The sequence below is a fragment of the Roseiarcus sp. genome (assembly GCF_052145395.1).
Taxonomy (GTDB): Bacteria; Pseudomonadota; Alphaproteobacteria; order Rhizobiales; family Beijerinckiaceae; genus Roseiarcus.
The window spans coordinates 1-2,643 of sequence record NZ_JBKQOT010000804.1 but is presented as its reverse complement, the minus strand read 5'-3'; the positions used below and the strand labels follow the sequence as shown (position 1 = coordinate 2,643).

Annotated in this window: 3 protein-coding genes and 1 pseudogene; 2 read left to right on the top strand and 2 right to left on the bottom strand. The window is 65.8% G+C overall.

The annotated features are described in order from the left end of the window. Positions 1-98 precede the first annotated feature (98 nt). Together ACLP25_RS27685 and ACLP25_RS27680 are read left to right on the top strand one after the other, a co-directional pair. Complete coding sequence (locus ACLP25_RS27685) at positions 99-809, top strand: LuxR C-terminal-related transcriptional regulator (RefSeq protein ID WP_442472314.1); 711 nt, start codon at positions 99-101, stop codon at positions 807-809. Between the two features lie 122 nt (positions 810-931). Further along, positions 932-2,098: a hypothetical protein gene (locus tag ACLP25_RS27680; protein ID WP_442472313.1), complete on the top strand. Its 1,167-nt coding sequence runs from the start codon at positions 932-934 to the stop codon at positions 2,096-2,098. Positions 2,099-2,131: 33 nt separating this feature from the next. Here the strand turns inward: ACLP25_RS27680 and ACLP25_RS27675 are convergent, their stop codons facing one another. After that, positions 2,132-2,458: an FtsB family cell division protein gene (locus ACLP25_RS27675; protein WP_442472312.1), complete on the bottom strand. Its 327-nt coding sequence runs from the start codon at positions 2,456-2,458 to the stop codon at positions 2,132-2,134. Positions 2,459-2,493: 35 nt separating this feature from the next. Beyond that, positions 2,494-2,643: pseudogene (gene eno / locus ACLP25_RS27670) on the bottom strand (phosphopyruvate hydratase); the annotation flags it as partial.

Below are 2,643 nucleotides of genomic sequence, written 5' to 3'. Positions count from 1 at the left end.
ATCCGGAGATGTTTCCAAGATAGTAACGAACATTGGCGCCTCTTATTTTTGCAGTATATCTGGTAGCTTTTTAAGTTTTATAAGGGCGGAGGATAGTCATGCTGGAGACGATAGGGGAGTATTCGACACTAATTCGTGGCAACATTGAGCCTGCGGCTCCGAAGCAATACTTACTGATTGTCTCGGAAGTTCGGCTCCTGCGGGAAGGCGTCGCCGGGGTTGTCGACGGTCATCCTGTGCTGGAGGTGGCGGGCTTGTACGAAACTCTCCGGGAGGCGCTGTTAGCCCTCCGGAATTACGACGGAGCGACTGTCCTTCTCGACGGATCGTTCCCCGGGGGACTCGAGGCGGTTCGGACGATCCACGAGGTCGCCCCGTCGGCGTGCGTCATCGCTTTCGCCGTCTCCGAAACCGAGGAGAATATCGTCGCCTGGGCGAGGGCCGGCGCAGCCGGTTATATCCCTGCGAACGCAGCGCTCCACGAACTCGCGCACTTCATCGAGGGCGTCAGTCGCGGCGAACAGATCTGCTCTGCAGCGCTGGCGTCGAGGCTGATCCGTCGTTTGCGGGCGCCGCAGGTCGCCATCGAGCCACCGCGGGCGTCCTGCGTCCCGGTGCCCCTGACGACGCGCGAGCAGGAAATCATTCGGATGCTCGCCGAAGGGCTCAGCAACAAGGAGATCGCGCGCAACCTGCACATCGAGCTCTCGACCACAAAAACGCACGTTCACAACCTGCTCGGAAAGCTTGGGCTCCAGCGGCGAGGGCAGATCGCCAGCTGGTCGCACAAGCAGGACCGGCGCTCGTGAGGCCCGCGCGTGGCGGGACAAACACCCGCGCGCGCGTCGGCCCCGTTTCACGAGCTGCGCGCGCTGCGGTCCTGATCGGATGCGCGGGACTTCCGGCTTGGATCGGCGGAGGTCCGGCGGCGATGGCGGACGTCCAGTTCATCAGCGACGCCAGCTCCGTGAACGCGGACGCGACGGCCTCCGCCGGGGGCTCAGCCTTCGGCGAAGGCGACTCCGGGGACGGCAAGGTCGCGGCCCACACGTCCACCTCCGCGCGGGGGGTCAGCGTGAACGCCGGCGAGGACGGAAGCGCGAGCTTCGGGATCAGTTCCGCTGCCGCACGGTTTGTCGGCTCGACCCGAAGCGTCACAAGCGTCACGAGCGCGCCCGTCACCACGACGAGCACGAACGTAACCACGACAAGAGACGGCGACGCGACCGTGACGACGACGACGAATGTCACGACGACGTCGACAACGACAACCCGAACGGAAATCTCGGCGTTCGAGTCCCTGGCGGCGTACGCCTCGAACTTTCAGAGCGTTCAGACGCTGTTCGCCAGTCCGTCGTCGGCCGAGATGGTCTTCGATGGAGACATCGCCGCGGCGTTTTCCGGATCCGCATTCACCAGGATCTTGTCGACGCCCGTCACCCGAACAACCACCGTCGCGGACACAACGGTCACCAAAACCACGCCCGCCGGCGCGACGACGACCGACGCGCGGACGGTGACCCACAATACCGCCGTCGGCCCGACGACGGTGAAAACGGTAGCCCGTCTGCCGTCGGACCCGAGCAACGCCTTGGCTGGACAGGTTTCGGCGGAAGCGAGCGTCAACAGCGATTCGGACTACACATTCAGCGCCCTGGGCGGACCGGTCACCGTTACAGTGCAGTACGCGACCGACGCGGCGCCGGGCGCTCCGCTCGACTACAATCTCGAATTGTTCGACGGGACGACCCAGACGCTTGTCGACGAGGCGAACGGCATAGGCGCGAACGCCGCCGGGACAATCGCCTGGAGTCTGCCTTCGCCCGGAACCTATTCGCTGATCGCGAGCGAGGTCTCCGACATTTACGCCTATGACGGCGGAGGCGAAACGCAGGCCGCGAGCCTCGCGACGCTGTCGCACGGGCTCTTCGACGTCAGCATTGCGGTCGATCCGTCGGCGGCGGTTCCGGAACTGTCGACTATGCTGATGACGGTCGTCGGCTTTGGCGGGATCGGCACGTTGGCGATGTCGCGGGTCCGGATCGCTGCGGCGAGTCGCCGGCCGTCTTCCCGGCGCCCACCGGGACGGACGAGCTGACGCCGCCGCCGGCGTCGCGTGTATGGAAACCCCTCAGCGCGCCGCCTTAGGCCCGGTGAAGATCACCACTTCGTCCTTGCCGACCCGGTCCAGCTGGACATGCGCCTCTTCGTCGAGGAGATCGCGGTCGACGCTATCGGGCCGGAGCGCCGCCACCCGGCGCTCCCAGCGCGCGCGCTCGTCCTTGTGGGCAGCAAGCTCGCTCTGCAGCGCGACGGCCTGGGCGGCGTCCTTCTCCGCCGCCTTCAGTCCGTGGGCGCCGTTCGATGCGCCCCACACGAGGTAGCCGGTCGCGACCCCGAGGACGAGATAGAAGACGATCGGCACGACGATCGAGCGCAGGCGGGTTCTGACGACCATGCGCCGATCGTTGCCGAGCCTTGGTTAACGCCGGGTTACGCTCCCGAACCTCTGATCGTGGAGCGGCCGGCGAAACGGGCCTGCTCGCCGAGCTCCTCCTCGATCCGGATGAGCTGGTTGTACGTGGCGAGACGGTCGGAGCGCGACAGCGAGCCGGTCTTGATCTGCCCGCAGTTGGTGGCGAC

What these genes read in the sequence shown, in the direction of transcription:
- ACLP25_RS27685 (WP_442472314.1), top strand. Translation starts at nt 99, where the DNA reads ATGCTGGAGACGATAGGGGAGTATTCGACACTAATTCGTGGCAACATT.
- ACLP25_RS27680 (WP_442472313.1), top strand. Translation starts at nt 932, where the DNA reads ATGGCGGACGTCCAGTTCATCAGCGACGCCAGCTCCGTGAACGCGGAC.
- ACLP25_RS27675 (WP_442472312.1), bottom strand. Translation starts at nt 2,458, where the DNA reads ATGGTCGTCAGAACCCGCCTGCGCTCGATCGTCGTGCCGATCGTCTTC.